Source organism: Pedobacter sp. Leaf132 (assembly GCF_920984695.1).
Lineage (GTDB): Bacteria > Bacteroidota > Bacteroidia > Sphingobacteriales > Sphingobacteriaceae > Pedobacter.
In genome coordinates, this window is sequence record NZ_CAKLBO010000006.1 from 248,194 (window position 1) to 264,481 (window position 16,288).

13 protein-coding genes and 1 tRNA gene are annotated in these 16,288 nt (G+C 35.5%); 8 read left to right on the top strand and 6 right to left on the bottom strand.

Annotation, left to right across the window (positions count from 1 at the left end):
• Positions 1 to 25 precede the first annotated feature (25 nt).
• Entirely contained in the window at positions 26 to 676 is a 651-nt protein-coding gene (gene nth, locus LUA86_RS13295; protein WP_231463493.1) for an endonuclease III, read from the top strand.
• 236 nt (positions 677 to 912) lie between these two features.
• Positions 913 to 1,941 (top strand): recombinase RecA, encoded by a 1,029-nt coding sequence (gene recA, locus LUA86_RS13300; protein ID WP_304622663.1) that lies wholly within the window; start codon positions 913 to 915, stop codon positions 1,939 to 1,941.
• A gap of 389 nt (positions 1,942 to 2,330) precedes the next feature.
• Here recA and LUA86_RS13305 read toward each other — a convergent pair whose 3' ends face one another.
• Together LUA86_RS13305 and tsaD are read right to left on the bottom strand one after the other, a co-directional pair.
• Positions 2,331 to 2,528: a hypothetical protein gene (locus tag LUA86_RS13305; protein WP_231463494.1), complete on the bottom strand. Its 198-nt coding sequence runs from the start codon at positions 2,526 to 2,528 to the stop codon at positions 2,331 to 2,333.
• Between the two features lie 140 nt (positions 2,529 to 2,668).
• Positions 2,669 to 3,670 carry a tRNA (adenosine(37)-N6)-threonylcarbamoyltransferase complex transferase subunit TsaD gene (tsaD, locus tag LUA86_RS13310; protein WP_231463495.1) on the bottom strand — a complete coding sequence of 334 codons (1,002 nt, stop codon included), beginning with the start codon at positions 3,668 to 3,670 and terminating at the stop codon, positions 2,669 to 2,671.
• Between the two features lie 74 nt (positions 3,671 to 3,744).
• Here tsaD and LUA86_RS13315 point away from each other — a divergent pair, with 74 nt between their 5' ends.
• Complete coding sequence (locus tag LUA86_RS13315) at positions 3,745 to 8,166, top strand: translocation/assembly module TamB domain-containing protein (RefSeq protein WP_231463496.1); 4,422 nt, start codon at positions 3,745 to 3,747, stop codon at positions 8,164 to 8,166.
• A gap of 150 nt (positions 8,167 to 8,316) precedes the next feature.
• Here LUA86_RS13315 and LUA86_RS13320 read toward each other — a convergent pair whose 3' ends face one another.
• The 3 genes from LUA86_RS13320 to LUA86_RS13330 all read right to left on the bottom strand — a co-directional run bounded on the left by LUA86_RS13320 (position 8,317) and on the right by LUA86_RS13330 (position 11,486).
• Positions 8,317 to 9,528 (bottom strand): bifunctional 3,4-dihydroxy-2-butanone-4-phosphate synthase/GTP cyclohydrolase II, encoded by a 1,212-nt coding sequence (locus LUA86_RS13320; protein ID WP_231463497.1) that lies wholly within the window; start codon positions 9,526 to 9,528, stop codon positions 8,317 to 8,319.
• A 123-nt stretch (positions 9,529 to 9,651) separates the two neighbouring features.
• Complete coding sequence (locus LUA86_RS13325; protein ID WP_231463498.1) at positions 9,652 to 11,076, bottom strand: LptF/LptG family permease; 1,425 nt, start codon at positions 11,074 to 11,076, stop codon at positions 9,652 to 9,654.
• Positions 11,077 to 11,105: 29 nt separating this feature from the next.
• Complete coding sequence (locus LUA86_RS13330; RefSeq protein ID WP_231463499.1) at positions 11,106 to 11,486, bottom strand: START-like domain-containing protein; 381 nt, start codon at positions 11,484 to 11,486, stop codon at positions 11,106 to 11,108.
• Positions 11,487 to 11,623: 137 nt separating this feature from the next.
• Here LUA86_RS13330 and LUA86_RS13335 point away from each other — a divergent pair.
• The 5 genes from LUA86_RS13335 (at position 11,624) to LUA86_RS13355 (ending at position 15,497) form a co-directional block, all read left to right on the top strand.
• Positions 11,624 to 11,697: transfer RNA gene (locus LUA86_RS13335), tRNA-Met, on the top strand.
• A gap of 230 nt (positions 11,698 to 11,927) precedes the next feature.
• Entirely contained in the window at positions 11,928 to 12,722 is a 795-nt protein-coding gene (locus LUA86_RS13340; protein ID WP_231463500.1) for a hypothetical protein, read from the top strand.
• Positions 12,723 to 12,827: 105 nt separating this feature from the next.
• A complete protein-coding gene (locus tag LUA86_RS13345; RefSeq protein ID WP_231463503.1) occupies positions 12,828 to 13,001 on the top strand; it encodes a hypothetical protein in 174 nt (57 codons plus the stop codon).
• A 31-nt stretch (positions 13,002 to 13,032) separates the two neighbouring features.
• The gene (locus LUA86_RS13350; RefSeq protein WP_231463504.1) at positions 13,033 to 13,560 is read left to right on the top strand and encodes a hypothetical protein; all 528 of its coding nucleotides are present in this window, start codon (positions 13,033 to 13,035) and stop codon (positions 13,558 to 13,560) included.
• A gap of 11 nt (positions 13,561 to 13,571) precedes the next feature.
• The gene (locus tag LUA86_RS13355) at positions 13,572 to 15,497 is read left to right on the top strand and encodes a DEAD/DEAH box helicase family protein (RefSeq protein ID WP_231463507.1); all 1,926 of its coding nucleotides are present in this window, start codon (positions 13,572 to 13,574) and stop codon (positions 15,495 to 15,497) included.
• A gap of 37 nt (positions 15,498 to 15,534) precedes the next feature.
• Here the strand turns inward: LUA86_RS13355 and LUA86_RS13360 are convergent, their stop codons facing one another.
• Positions 15,535 to 16,173: a helix-turn-helix domain-containing protein gene (locus LUA86_RS13360; RefSeq protein WP_370634373.1), complete on the bottom strand. Its 639-nt coding sequence runs from the start codon at positions 16,171 to 16,173 to the stop codon at positions 15,535 to 15,537.
• Positions 16,174 to 16,288: the final 115 nt, after the last annotated feature.

The window sequence follows — 16,288 nt, forward strand, 5'->3', positions numbered from 1 at the left end:
TAAAAATTGGTAACTATATTTGCCAATGCTTAAAAAAGAACGATATAAACTTTTTGTAGAACATTTTTCGGCTAAGCAGCCAGATGCCGAAACAGAATTACATTATAATAATCCCTACCAGCTTTTAGTTGCCGTAATTTTATCAGCGCAGTGTACCGATAAACGGGTTAACATGGTTACTCCTGCTCTTTTTCAGCGTTTCCCAAACGCCAAAGCACTTGCCGAAGTAACACCCGATATTGTTTTTGATTATATACGCAGTATTAGCTACCCAAATAATAAGGCTAAACATTTGGTTGGGATGGCAAATATTTTAATTAATGAATTTAACGATATTGTACCTTCGGGCATAGATGATTTACAAAAAATGCCTGGAGTTGGCCGTAAAACAGCAAATGTTATTGCTTCAGTTATTTATAATGCACCTGCTATGGCGGTTGATACGCACGTATTTCGTGTAGCAAACCGATTAGGATTAACAAAAGGCAAAACGCCTTTGGCTGTAGAAAAAGATTTGGTTAAAAATTTACCTAAACACGATATTCATATTGCGCACCACTGGTTAATTTTGCATGGCCGTTATGTATGCGTTGCTCGAAGCCCCAAATGCGAAGTTTGCGAAATAACTTATATGTGCAAATATTTTGAAACAATGGCTAAAGAACAGAAATTTTAAGGGTTTTTACGTTGTAAGTTACATTGCAAGTTTATATGAAAATATTGAAGGTTTTAAAGTTTGAATATCATGTAAGCCAAAACATGCAATATATAATAGATGACGGTAAACAGAAAAAAAAATAAATTTACTATTGACATTAGCTAAAAAACAATTAACTTAGCTAAATATTTTAGTAAAATAGTTTTTAACATTTGATTTTTAGCCGATAGATTAGTTTTATATTTACGCCTTACATGAAAGAAAAAATGAGTGCAACTGCCAACACAGATAAATTAAAAGCATTACAGCTTACTTTAGATAAACTAGAGAAATCGTACGGTAAAGGTACGATAATGAAACTTGGAGATACTGCTATTGAGCCACTTGAGTATATTTCAACTGGATCAATCAGTTTAGATATTGCTTTAGGCATTGGTGGTATTCCAAAAGGCCGTATTATAGAAATTTATGGACCTGAATCTTCTGGTAAAACAACTTTAGCAACTCACATTATTGCCGAAGCGCAGAAAAAAGGTGGTATTGCTGCATTTATTGATGCGGAGCATGCCTTTGACCAATTTTATGCTAAAAAGCTTGGCGTAGATACAGATAATCTATTAATCTCTCAGCCAGATAATGGTGAGCAGGCTTTGGAAATTGCTGATAACCTGATTCGCTCTGGTGCGATTGATGTGATTGTAATTGACTCGGTTGCGGCCTTAGTACCAAAAAGCGAGATTGAAGGTGAAATGGGTGATAGTAAAATGGGTTTACATGCCCGTTTAATGAGTCAGGCATTACGTAAATTAACCGGTACAATTTCGAAAACTGGATGTTGCTGTATTTTCATTAACCAGTTACGTGATAAAATTGGTGTAATGTTTGGTAATCCTGAAACAACAACTGGTGGTAACGCTTTAAAGTTTTATGCTTCAGTACGTTTAGATATTCGTAGAATTTCGCAAATTAAAGATACTGATGAGGTTTCTGGTAACCGCGTGAAGGTTAAAATTGTTAAAAACAAAGTTGCTCCACCTTTCCGTATTGCTGAATTTGACGTAATGTTTGGTGAGGGGATTTCTAAAAATGGGGAAATTATCGATTTAGGTGTAGATTTTGGCATCATTAAAAAAGCAGGCTCTTGGTTTTCTTACGGAGATACAAAACTTGGCCAAGGTAGAGATGCGGTTAAACAGCTTTTAAGTGATAACCCAGAATTAGCTGATGAATTAGAAGCTAAAATTAAAGCCGAGGTAACCGGCGATAAATTAGAAGAAAAATAGTTAAATCAATTAAACAAAAAAAACAGTCCCGATTATTAATTTAACCGGGACTGTTTTTTTTATGGCTTTTTTTTAAATTCGTTATTTCACTATTCATGATATTGACTAAGCGTATTCTGAATTGGGAGCAAACAGAGGATTTCAAATCCTATTTTATTTACGCTTCGAGATGCCTTTCAGAACATCTCGAAGAGCTTGGATAAACGTATTCTGAATTGGGAGCAAATAGAGGATTTCAAATCCTATTTATTTACGCTTCGAGATGCCTTTCAGAACATCTCGAAGAGCTTGGATAAATTAGAAGAAAAATAGTTAAATCAATTAAACAAAAAAACAGTCCCGATTATTAATTTAATCGGGACTGTTTTTGTTAAAGCCTTTTTTACAATTTAGTTCTGACTAAAAATAGCATTAAAATCTTTGGTTACATATACAATAACCAGTATAGCTGCAATTAATAGAGCGCCTAAAATAATTACGCCCCAACTTCCCTTCAACTTATTTTTATCTTTTCTAATTAGATAATATAAAATTCCCATCAAAGGAATTGCACAAACTATCCAAAATACTAATGATGCTCCAGTCATATAATTTTATTAGTCCGAAGTCAGAAAACCTGAAATCGGGAGATTTAATTGGTTAAATAACAATAACCAAAGTTCAATTTTCAATTTTCAATTCTTAAGTAATAATTAATCAATTCCATAGTTAAGCAATTAACCAACCATCAAAACTCCATTCTTGCTAAAGGCGAAACATCCTGGCCAACGAAATCTTGTTTTAAAAATTTATGGTAACCTGCAATTGCAATCATACCTGCATTATCGGTACAATATTGGAAAGCAGGTATGTAAACATTGCAGCCTAAATCAACAGCTGTTTGCTCCAACGTATTTCTTAAACCAGAGTTTGCCGAAACTCCACCAGCTATGGCCACTTCTTTGATATTGTACTGCTTCGCTGCTTTTTTTAGCTTATTCATCAAAATCTGAATAATACTTTGTTGAACTGAAGCACAAATATCGTTTAAATTTTCTGCAATAAAATTAGGGTTTTCCTTTTCCTGCTTACGTATAAAATACAATATGGATGTTTTAAAACCACTAAAGCTAAAGTTTAAATCCGCAATCTGCGGCTCGGCAAATTTATAGGCTTGTGGATTCCCTAATTTGGCATGTTTATCAATTAACGGCCCACCCGGATAAGGAAGCTGCAATATTTTAGCTGTTTTATCGAATGCTTCACCGGCTGCATCATCTAAAGTTTCGCCAACAATTTCCATATCGAAATAATCTCTTATTAAAACGATTTGTGTATGACCACCGGAAACAGTTAAGCACAAAAACGGAAAATTTGGTTTTGGCTCATCAATAAAATGCGCTAATATGTGCGCATGCATGTGATTGACAGAAATTAGCGGTATATTTAACGCTAATGCAAATGATTTTGCAAAGGATACACCTACAAGGAGTGAGCCTAATAAGCCCGGTCCTTGAGTAAAAGCAACGGCGCTTATGTCCTGTTTTGTAACCTTAGCATTCAATAATGCCTGTTGTACAGCAGGCACTATATTTTGTTGATGTACCCTTGAAGCTAATTCAGGGATTACGCCACCATAATTTTCATGAATTGTTTGGTTTGCAATAACATTGGCCGTAATTTTGCCGTTGTTACAAATAGCAACCGAAGTATCATCGCAAGAGGACTCTATAGCAAGTATAATAGACAAATTATTTTTATTTAAGCTGCAAAATTATTAAAAAACTATTTAAAATACTCCTTTGGGTAATCGCATCAATACTTTTGCTGCTTGCGCTTCTTGTTTTTTCGCTACAGTTTAAACCTGTTCAAACGTTTTTTGCAAAAAAAGCAGCAGCTTACTTATCCAAAGAATTAAATACAACTGTTTCTATTAAAAGCCTGTATATCAAGCCATTTAAATCAATTGTACTTGAAGATTTTTTACTACTCGACCTTCAAAAAGACACTCTATTAAGTACACCAACATTGATGGTAGATATCAATCAATTATCACTTGAGAAAAGAATAATTGATATTAACACCATACAACTCAATAACGGGCAATTCTATTTAAAAGATTTCAAAGATAATTCTTCTAACCTCGATTTCATTATTAATTATTTTGATGATGGTAAGGTTACTGTAAAGAAAAAGAAAAAGCCTTACGAAATTGACTTTGGCAGAATAATCGTTAACAACTTAGCTTTTAAATACAAAAACTACAAAGCTAAAGATACCGTTCAAGGAAGTAGCGTAAACTTTGATAACGTTGATGTGAAAAACATGAGCGTTATTTTAGAAGGCTTGGACACTAAAAATCATCTTCTAAAAACAAATATTAAAAACCTTACATTAAGAGAGCGTAGTGGTTTTTATTTGAAAAATTTAACTGCAGAAACAACTGTTGATAGTAATGCGATTGAGCTAAAAAATTTATCGTTAATAACCAATCAAAGTAGACTTACGGATTACTTCAGAATGCAATTTAAAAGTTTTAAAGACTTTAACCATTACATTGATAATGTTAGAATGAAGGCTATTTTTAAAGATAGTCACATTTCATCGAAAGACGTAGCCTACTTTGCACCCGAGCTAAACACGATGAAAATGGAATTGGATGTTGATGGCCAGATTACTGGTTTGGTAAACAATCTGAAAGCAAGAAAGCTATCTATTAAATCGGGAAAGGCAACGTACATAAAAGGCGATTTTGTAATTAAAGGTTTACCGAAGTGGGAAGAAACCTTTATGGATTTGAAAATTGAGATGGCCGGAACGAATAAGACAGACCTGGATGAAGTTTTGGCAGGAATTACCGGTAAGAAAAAGAAACTTGTTCCAAGCATTGTTAGCAAATTTGGCAACATAAACTTTAACGGCAGTTTTACCGGTTTTCAAAACGATTTTATAGCTTATGGTGAGTTTAAAACCAAATTGGGTAGAATTGTTTCGGATGTTAATATGAAGATAGACAAGAATGATGTTCCTTCATACACCGGTAATGTTAAAACCTACGATTTTAATATAGGCAACCTCCTGGATGAAAAAAGTTTAGGTCGTATTTCATCATCATTATATGTAAAAGGCCGTGGTACGGAACTTAAAGAACTTACTGAGAAAATTGATGGTAAAATTGACTACATAGATTTTAATAATTACAGATACAGAAACGTAAAAATCAATGGCACTTTTGATAAAAAATATTTCGACGGGAAACTAACCATCAACGATAAAAATATTAAACTAGATTTTGATGGCGGAGTTAACTTAAACCCAAAATTACCTGTATTTAATTTTAATGCCACAATAACTGGTGCCAGGTTAAAAGCTTTGCATTTATTAAAAGATTCTCTTCGGGTAGATGCCAAATTCAACACCAATTTTTCGGGAACAGATTTAAATAATATTGAAGGCCGATTAAGGATACAGGAAATAGTTCTGAAGAATCCTAAAGGAACCTACAGCATAGATTCAGTTGAGCTTACCGCAAACGGCAGTGGTGTAGACCGCCACTTAACCATTAAATCGGATATTTTAGATGCAAGTATTGATGGAAAATATGATTTAAACTCTATCGGTTCTTATTACAAAGCGATTGCTAAAACTTATGTTCCATCCTTCCAAACACAAATTATAAAGTTTAAGGAACAAATTTTTCAGTTTAATTTAAAGATTAAACGTTTTGAGCCACTTGCACAACTCGTTTCCCCCGGCTTAGAATTATCTGAAGGCGCAAACTTTATTGGCAATTTCGATTCACGCAATAATACCGCAACATTAAATGGTTTTATCAAAAATTTGAAGTATCAAGGTGTTGTTGTAAACAATATTATTATTGATGAGAACACAACACCAGAACAGCTTCAGCTCAATGTAACATCAGATAGGGTTCAACTTAATGATAGCTTATTTGTTAAGGACTTTAACGTTTCAAATATTCTGAGAAATGATAGTTTGGCTTTTAACATTAAAACATCAAGTGCTGATGAAGCCAACAAACTAGATTTAAACGGACTTGTTGAGTTTACCAAAAACCAAGATACCACAGCACGGCTAAGCATTTTACCCTCTATCCTACAAATAAACCGTGAAGAATGGAGAATTCAGGAAAAGGTTCGTATTGTTTTGAATAATGGTAAAACAGAAATTAAAAACTTCGACTTAACTAATGATAAGCAACAAATTACGGTTGATGGTTTAATATCTGAAGACCCGAAAGATTTATTAGCCGTTGGTTTTAAAGATTTCAACCTAAAAACTATTAATTTCTTTACTAAGGGATTTGGGGTTAAACTCGCTGGAAATGTAAATGGTAAAACCAATTTATACGGAATTTTAAAATCTCCGAGAGTTAATGATGATATTAAAATTGACTCTTTAAACTTTAATGATATTTACATTGGAACGCTTACTGATACTTCTTCATTTAACGAGGGTAATAAAATAAATGTTTATACCAGAATTATAGCAGATGATTCTGAAACATTTAAAGTAACCGGCGGCATAGATTTGAAACAAAAAGAATTGGATTTAAATGTTAAGATGGACGAAAGTAAGCTTACCATTTTTGAGCCCTTTGTTAAACAGCTTGTATCGAACTTAAAAGGCAACGTTTCTTCTGATTTGACCATTAAAGGTAAACTTGACGACCCTAAAATTAATGGAACGCTCTCTTTAGATAAAGGGCAATTAATGGTAAATTACTTAAAAACTACCTATGTAATTACCGATAAGGTTAATGTAGAAAACAGCATTATAACACTTGACAATTTTAGATTGCAGGATTTAGAAGGCCATGAAGCAGTTGCCAATGGAAGCGTAGATTTAAATAATATAGACGACCCAACCCTTAATGTTAAAGTTGACGCTCAAAGTTTTATGGCGTTAAATACAACCTCAAAAGATAATTCGGTTTACTTCGGTAAAGCATACGGAACGGGCGTTTTTAAATTTACTGGCCCTACGAGTAAAATGAAAATCGATATTAAGGCGAAAACAGAAAAGGGAACTGTTTTCAATCTTCCGCTTAATAGCTCAGAAACCGTATCTGATAAAGATTTTATCAACTTCATTAGCCGAGACTCAGCAAAAGTTGTTAAAAAGGTTACCACATTTGATGGCTTAACCTTAACATTTAAATTAACCATCGACCCAAACACTACGGCTAACATTTTTACAACGCTTGGTAATCTGAGCGGTAAAGGTAACGCAGAATTAAACCTAAACATTAATAGCCTGGGCGATTTTGAAATGTCGGGTGATTACATTATTGAAACCGGAAGTTTTGACTTTACAGCTCAAGAGGTTATCAATAAGAAATTCGAAATCAGACAAGGTGGAACGATTAGGTGGACAGGTAACCCGACCGCGGCACAAATTAATTTAAAGGCGGTTTATGCACTTCGTGCGAACCTGAATGAGCTTTACAAGGCTGCTAACCGCGATGCGAGTAGCAATGCCAATCAAAGGGTAAATACTGAAGTAGAAATGGGTTTAACTGGTTTGTTATTGCAACCAGATATTAAGCTCGACATTAACTTCCCTGCCCAACCGGCAATTAAAGAAGAGCTTCAAACTTATTTTAGCGACCAAAATAATTTAAACTTACAGGCTTTCAGTTTAATTATAAGAAGGAGTTTTGCGCCAGGAAATGGTGGAGAATCAATTGGAAAACAATTGGGTTCGAGTGTATCTAGTACTGCAACTGAACTTGTTTTTAACCAGTTTAACAATGTGCTTTCATCGTTAAACTTAAATTTTGTCGATTTAAACGTTAAATCGTTAAGTGAAGCCAACGCATCATTTAAATTCTTTAACGACAGGCTTGTAATTAATGCTGGTATTGTTGACAGAAATAGCTTAAATGATTTTACGGTAATCGATTTTTCTAAGAATGTTGGTAGCGAAGTAGAGGCTTTATTCCTGATAAGAAAAGATGGAAGTTTAATTGGTAAACTGGCGAATAAACCACCAACGCAACAAAGTATATTCCTTAATAGCGGTATCAGTTCTACTGCAAATGTAACTTCAGTTGGACTCGTTTATACCCAACAATTCGATACATTTAAAGAATTTTTACAGAAATTATCTGGTGCTTACAGAAGAAATTTGAAAAGAAAATCAGCTGAACAGCCTGTTAAAACTAATCGCAGTATAAATAAAGAAGCGATTATAAATCAGAATAAAAATAATCCAAGAAGGTAAGGTTTGTTACCGGTTGCCTATTATGAGTTGCCCGTTTGTTTGGGTGCGTAATAGAAAGTTGTCGGTTGAATAAAGACTACACAACCTACAACTCCCTAACAGATAATAATTATTGAAGCCAGACCGGCAAACTGTAACTGATAATAAAACTTATCCTTTCATAATGGAATGACCCATTTTATCTCTTTTGGTTTTCAGGTAGCGCTCGTTGTGTACATTACTTTCAATTTCGATTGGAATATTTTCTACAACCTCTAAGCCATAGCCAATTAAGCCGGCACGCTTTGTTGGGTTATTGCTCATTAATCGCATTTTAGTTACGCCATGTAGTCTTAAAATTTGTGCACCAACGCCATAATCGCGTTCATCGCCTTTAAAGCCTAATTTAATATTGGCTTCAACGGTATCAAAGCCAGCATCCTGCAAATTATAAGAACGTAGTTTATTAATAAGTCCGATACCACGACCTTCCTGATTCATGTATACCACCACACCTTTTCCTTCTTTCTCAATCATCTCTAAAGCCTTGTGTAACTGCGGACCGCAATCGCAACGGCATGAACCAAAAATATCGCCGGTTACGCAAGAACTATGTACACGAGCTAAAATTGGCTCTCCTTCGTTCCACTCTCCTTTTGAAATGGCCAAATGTGTTGCATTATTATCCAATTGAGTGTAGGCCGTCATTTTAAAATCACCCCATGCAGTTGGCAAATCAATGCTAACCTCTTGTTTTACCAGGCTATCAATCGTTAACCGGTAAGCAATTAAATCTTCAATAGAAATAATTTTTAATTGGTGCTGCTCAGCGATTTTAAATAAATCGGGCAAGCGAGCCATTTCTCCATCTTCTTTTAATATCTCTACCAAAACTCCTGCAGGTTTAAAACCAGCAAGTCTGGCTAAATCAACTGCAGCTTCTGTATGTCCTGCCCGTCTGATAACGCCGCCCTCTTTTGCTCTTAACGGGAAAATATGTCCTGGTCGGCCAAGCTCATCCGGGTTGGTATTTGGATTTGCAAGTGCAAGCATAGTTTTAGAACGGTCGCTCGCTGAAATACCCGTTGTGCAACCATGACCAACTAAATCAACGGAGACCGTAAAATTTGTTTCATAGGCTGCAGTATTTTTGCCCACCATTAAATTAAGATTCAGCTCATCGCAACGCTCCTCTGTTAAAGGCGCACAGATTAAGCCACGACCGTAGGTAGCCATAAAATTAATTACCTCTGGTGTTGCATTTTCTGCAGCAGTTAAGAAGTCGCCTTCGTTTTCTCTATCTTCATCATCTACAACGATGATTACTTTACCGGCTTTGATGTCTTCAATAGCCTCTTGTATAGTATTTAATTTTGCTTGCATTTTATATAAAGTACAAATTGCCTTTCATCCGATAATTACATCTTCGATTGGATTGATACAAAGGTACAACCTTATTGAGCAATATAATGCAGAATATATCATTTGTAAGTAAATGATATGTACCTACTTTTGCTTTATCCTCAATAGTTTGATAAAAAATTGTTTATAATAATTTACATCGAATAAAGCCGAATCTACAGTTGCTTTGTAGGTTAAAAACACGGCTAATGGTGTTAAAATAATGAAGGCAATCCACATCCCAAATATTGGATTTATATTTCCCTCACGGGCAGATTTCTCAGCAACGGTAGTGATGATGTGGTATATCAAGAAAAACACAACAGCAATTACAACTGGTAAGCCCATTCCTCCTTTTCTGATAATTGCCCCAAGTGGCGCACCAATAAAAAACAGCAAAATACAGGATGCGGCAAGCGTAAATTTCCGTTGATATTCTACACTTGTAAAAATAATTTCGCCTTTTAAATCTTCCTGAACGGGTGCACCATAATCTAACCCCTGTTTCATATTCGATGCTACAGTTGCTGCATTTTGAACGCTCTGTAACCTAAATCCATTTGGAATATTTTTAAGAATATCCTTATCAATTTTTTTGGGTGCTATTTTTATTTTGCTGTAACCCAAAGCAACATTACTTTGTTTAAAATTGTTGCCTAAATTACGAGCCCTATTCAAGTTTATGGTATCCATCTTTTTAACTAATGAATCCCTTTTTCTATCAATGCCATCAAGATTTAACATAACCGTATTGTTGCCAAAACTACCTTGATCTGTTTTCTGCATATCAAAAGAGGCCATATCAAACTTTGGTTCTGTCTGCTTAAAACGGCTTCTGTACATAATTTGTCTCGGGTTATACACACCACCTGAACTTGCTTGCTCCTCGTAGGTTACGCCGTTTTTTAAATTAAAAATCAGGTATTTACCATCCGGAGATTTATTAAGCTCACCTTCTTTAGCCAAAATAACTTTTGGGATTCCATTGGTACCCTTATGATCGTAAATCATAATGCCATACATTTTCCCGTCTTCATCTTTACTATCTACACGAATGGAGTAATCGGGAATACTATTATTGAAAACGCCAGGTTTAATAAGGAAGGCCAGTTTTTTATTCCTAACATCGAACATTAAAGAATAAAATTTGAGGTTGGCTTTTGGTAAAATGTAGTTGGAAAATAAAAACGACCCAGCTGTTAACATTAATATAAGCACCAACAATGGCTGCATGGCTTTTTGTAAAGAAATACCTGCTGATTTTATGGCTACAAGCTCATAATTTTCGCCAAGAGTACCAAAAGTCATGATAGAGGAGAGCAACACGGATAGCGGCAAGGCCATGGAGATTTGCACCATCGATTGATAGTACATCAGTTCGATAATGGTGTACCATTCGAAACCCTTGCCAATCAGATCATCTACATATTTGAACAGAAAAAACATCAGCAAGATAAACATCACAACGAAAAATGTTGCAAAGAATGGCCTGATGAATGATTTTATAATTAGAAGATGTATCTTTTTCACCTTACAAAGGTAAACAATGCATATTTATTTTATGCACCCAAAACACTTATAAGGTAATCAATCTGGTTATCCCAAATCAATTTCTTTTCAGCAAGAAGATCGTCTGTTGTAAAATCGGTAATGGCTAGTGCTACATCGTTGGTTAGTTCGTCTTGCACAATTTCCATTTCAAAATAGCATTGCGGTTCATCATCAAGCCACTTAAACTTCACTAATTTGTTCTCTTTTACCGAAATTAGCTTTGCTTTTAATTGTTCATCATCCCAGGTAAATGTGTAAACCTGATCGCGAAAATTAACATCATCTGCAAACCATTGTGATAAGCCATTTGGCTCACTAATAAAGCTATACAAAATTCGTGGCGACGATTTAACCTCGTACTCAAGCGTAAATTTTTTCTTTTCTGCCATGTTAATTCATTGCCCGAATACTACCGCGGACTATTTTTTTAATTTTATTTTTTTAAAGAAAGGTAATTTATTCTATATTTGCAACTCCAAAAAATAACCACCTAAATATTTGATAATATAAGCAAATATTTTTACCCGGCGGGGTAGCTCAGATGGTTAGAGCGCAGGATTCATAACCCTGAGGTCGGCAGTTCGATCCTGCTCCCCGCTACTGAATAAAAGCTCATCGAAAGATGGGCTTTTTTGCTTTAAAGAGGTGCTGGCGTAGTTGTTAAGGCAGTAATGGCTACATGCATTTGATTGAACTAATATAATCATTCTACCCTACCGTTGCAAGCAATCACCATGGTATTTGTTACTTGAGTGACGCATTAACTGACGCAGGTTTTTATTTTATTATCTGAAGATACATATCTTTGATTTGCATTATAAACTACTTCGATGTACACTACAACCCTTCTTCTAGATTTAAGTAGATTAAGATCATACTTCCCAATCTTAGATGAAACCTCAACAGTGCAACCAACTTCGATTTCTCTTGAATATATTGGCGAAGAAAACTTTAAACGAATTAACATCGAGTTGCTGCAAAAGCTTGAAGAATATAAACTCACTGAACATCATAACGAACTCTTATATTTAATCTTATTGAAGAACGAACAGATCAGGGTTCGCTACGACGCATACTGGGAGAACTATAATCATGCTCTAACATCTAAGGAGGTAGCAAAGTTCTTGTTAACTTTTAAAGAAACAAGACCAACTGAACATTTTCAGCTTGTAGCTAGACCTACATTATCATCAGCCAGTGCAATAAAAGATACTGCGATAGCCAAATGGATGTGTGAAGTGCTTTACGATAGGATTGAGCGTAAAGACTTTCCTTTAGGTCTATTTGGAGAGAAGCTTCTGTTTGATCTTTTCGGAAACAACCCAGAGTCAAGTAAGACAATTGAAATCGATAGGCTTAAGTTAATAGCTAACAAATCACCCAAGGTTCCCACTGTGAGATTAAGGAAGCTCTACGTTGAACTATGCTGCTATCTTCAGCCATACCTTATCGAGCAAACTCATCTTACCGCTCAGGAAGGAACTCTCCTTACAGACCAGCAAGCTAACCTCTTCTTTTGTATTTTAGACATGATTGGTTACATTGATGGCGAGAAGATAACATCTGAGCCTAAAGACTATATGCATTCGATGTTCTCAAAACACGCAAAGCTATATACCTCATAATCAAGGCTATATTTATTTTTAATCTTTGCTACTTTCTGTAGCCGATAGCCCCACGCTGTATTCAGACCTTCGTAGTGTTGTGGAACAATTCACACACCAATAATTATGAATACATCAGATAACAAAGTAAACAAAATTAGTTTAGAAGAGCTAAACCGAATCGCCAAGTCTAGCGATTACACCGCAATCGTTGATAGCTTTATCAACGCCCTTGATGATCAACCTAATGATGATTATATCAACTGGGATATCGATGTGATTGCCCCTAATGATTATTAACTTTTATAACAACAGATGAAAGATATCACTTATGGCAACACACTATAACTTTTCTACGCTGCAACTTTACAACTCTTTGCAGCCCACTTTTGGAACAACCACCACATCACGCATTGGATATTACAGGATTCAATCTGTTTCAACAATTGAAGAAGAAACACTACTGGTTGCACTATGGAAGCTACGCCACAATGAAGAATTTCTTCCTGTCAATCAGGTGCTTATTGATTCAGGTGTATTTGAATTCAATCGAGTTGTCAATGCTTCGGTGGATGTTACAAGCTTAATTGGAAGTACAATTAATGTTCGTGCATCCTTCTTTGACTTCCTAAATAACCCTCTAGGCTTACACTTCTGTAACTGGAGCATATTAGAAGAGCCCGATGAATGTTCCCGAACTGAACCTGTCTATTCTTCCGGTCTAAAAGGGGACAAGCAGATAAGAGAAGATGATGAAATAGTCGAGCTTCAAATTGCCAATGCTATTCTTGACATGGATGAGCAAATACAGGCCTCAGACGATTACTACGATAACCTATTTTATGATTTACACAATTAAAGAAACCAACAATGATTATACCTTTCGATAACTACGACGATACAATAATTACTTCAGAACCAACCATGTGGGATGAATTAAGATTAAGACCTATACCCAACAATACTCTAATTAATAAGGTACTAACAGGATGGGGAGCTACATACAGTGAGTTGGAAGCAAACCGTAACAGTATTATTCTGGTACCTAACAAGGCTCAAATTGAAAGCAAGTACGCATATAAAGAAGGTAAACACTACCTCCATCCGGTTACAGAAAAGTATAAAGAGGGGGAGCTTGTAGCTCACATTGAGAATGCCAATGGTAGACACATCAAATTCATATCTACTCCAGAAGGTCTTAAGAAGTTAATAAAAGCTATTCTTATCACTGGTGGTAATCCATACACAGATTATTTTATACTGATGGACGAATGTCACAAGCTCACCAAGGATATAAAGTTTAGAGTAAACATATCTTCTTGTGTTGACGACTTCTTCTGCTTTCAAAACAAAGCAATGATCTCAGCTACGCCTTTTATACCAAGCGACCCACGACTGCAATATTTCAAGAAGACAAAAGTTAATCACACTAGAGGGGTAAGAAAGAGGATTGATCTAAAGATTGTGAACAATCTGGGAGCAGCCTTCAAGGAATACATTGATAACTACGATGGAGAAATGTTATTCGTGTTCTTTAATTCAATACAAGGTATCCATTCATTAATAACCAAGTTTGACTTAAAGGATACAAAGGTGTTTTGCTCAGAGGATGGAGTTGCTGTCTTTAATCACTTGGGTATGAAAACGAATTGCTACAGTGAAATCACAACTGAAAATCTAGGCAAGATCAATATTCTAACCAGTAGCTTTTTCAATGGTCTTGACATCAAGCTGAATGGCATCACACCTGATGTTTTGATTTTAACTGATAGAAACTATGTTGAGCATACAATCATTGACCCTAATACCGACACCTATCAGATTCTTGGACGATTCAGACAGCCTGACCCTAAAGCAATGCAGCCCGACAATTATAGAAATGCAACACATATTGTAGGTGTCAGAACTAATAAGGCAGTGAAGTTAGAACCAACCTTGCTTGCAGATATTGATACCTCAAGGAAACGCTACCATCAAATTCAAAATTTACAGGCAACAACACATGATCCATATCTCAAACAACAAGTATATGGTGAAGCACTTAAACGTGTAACACCTTATTCAAATCTGTTGAATGAGCACGGTGACCTTGACCATTTTAAATACGATAACTTTCTTTACGAGCATCAACTTAAACTTTGCTATTGCCAAGACCTTGCAGTTGGTTTAACTTATATCAAATCAGGATTGTTTGAGTTTACGGAAACTAAAAAGATTTATCTTGATGAAGATATGATTTCGATGTCTAAAGGAGCAGGTAGATACTCGAAATCCAGCATAGCAAAAGTTCTTGTTAAACTTATTGCTAATGAAAACAACCAAGGTATTGATGGGGCAGACGCTTATTATCAAGACATGTGTAAAAGGTTTCCACTTATAACGAATGCAGTAAACATTTTAGGGTTCAATGAGGTTGAACAGCTCGGTACTAAAACGAGAATTGAAGCTGCTCTCCGCAAACTGGACATGGCACAGGGCAAGGTAAGTCAAGGTATCATTGACGCAGTGTATTCTACATTCATAATTGGTGTACCTTATGAAGTTCAATATGTTAAAGAAAAACTTCTGGCTCTCTTTGCTGAATATGGTTTAGAAGCAAATCTGAAAGCAACTGATATCAGAACTTACTTCGAGACTGATTACTTCAATGGGAGTAAGTTAAGAACTGCAAAGGAAATAGCAACGGGACTCTATAGCTCAAAGTATAAGTCGGTAAGAAAAGTTAAGTTGGGTGATAAGAAGTTTAACCAGATAGATAAGAATTCAAATAGATCGCACAATTATCTTGAAGGTTAGTATGTTTAAGCCCCACTTTCAAACAAAATGTGCAAGCTCATCCAACGATGAGCTTCACTTTTGATTTTACAATTGGTAGCTCGATCTTGCTGTAGTTCCATATCCAATCCATCTTTTCTGTGAACTTGTATTTTTTCTGCGGCTTACGGTTCTTGGGAGTGGCGATTGCACGCTCGATGTAACCACAAGCAATCAATGAGTTGACTCTCTGGTTTACAATCTTATAAGTTAAACCAAGTTCCGTTGCGATATCCTTCAAAGTGTACAAAGGGTTTAAATATTCTCGCCCGAAGAACTGCCTCAGATTCAAAATCATTGCTTTGTCGTACAAGCTCAGTTCAGCATCAAATATGCTATAGTGAATCCTCTCAAATAGATATGATTCTTCAAACTCATATTCGTTAACAGGACTTTTACATTGTTCAGTCCGCTTCGCTGATGGTCGAACAGTAATTAATTTAGCTTGCTTTAAACGTTTGATAGCTTTGAATACATAGCTTCGTGAACACCTTGCTCTCTCGGCGATTGTTTCATACATAGGAAAGCAACCATCAAGCTTATCGAAGGATCTTAGAGCGACATACACCAGTATGTCTGTATACTTTAATTGTTTCTCATTAAGTTTCTTAATATGAGGAAGACAAACGAACTGTCCGTCTATATATGGAATTGCAATAGTACACTAGAGATTTTGTTTCGTCAGATATTTTTTTTTGAGATGCATTTATTTAGATTCCTCTGGATGCAATTTATGCGGCTTTTTTGCTGTTCCTCATCGTTTTTTCAAACTC